Genomic DNA, 475 nt, shown 5'->3' with positions numbered 1-475 from the left:
AATTATTTTGTTTTGGGTTTGAATCCTTCCATCTAAGGCTGAAAGTAAACCCATCAATTTTTCTTGTTCATCTTTTTTTGGAATATATACTTCAATTTTTTCTATAGTTGATTTAGAAAGACTTGGCACACCTGATGCCTCATTGTATTTCAACCAATCTATTTTTTGAAATATATAATAGACAAACTTTGGTAAAGCTTTCTTAAATGAGTGGGTGTAAAAAAGAGTATCAACAGTCCAAAACTTTCCTTTATGATAATATGGCTTATTAATTGTTCCTTTTCTTCCTATGCAAACACTTTCACCATCATATAAAAATTCGTTTACATAGGTCATTAAGCCTCCTGTACCAAATACCGGTACATCGCCATTTGATAAATGTTTATAATCGCGACCACTTCCAATTGTAAATAGCTCTTTCAAATTTCTTTGTTCCCACTCTCCCTCAAACCCTGGGAATCTCAAATTTGGAACC

The 475-nt window shown here is 32.4% G+C and carries 1 protein-coding gene; it reads right to left on the bottom strand.

Annotated features, from left to right (window positions below; genetic code table 11):
• On the bottom strand, positions 1–465 hold a 465-nt coding region (locus tag E2R65_RS19480), incomplete at its 3' end, for a restriction endonuclease subunit S (RefSeq protein WP_262712276.1).
• Positions 466–475 lie beyond the last annotated feature (10 nt).

This window comes from Mucilaginibacter phyllosphaerae, from assembly GCF_004378255.1.
GTDB lineage: Bacteria > Bacteroidota > Bacteroidia > Sphingobacteriales > Sphingobacteriaceae > Mucilaginibacter > Mucilaginibacter phyllosphaerae.
This window is presented reverse-complemented; position numbering and strand designations above follow the sequence as displayed.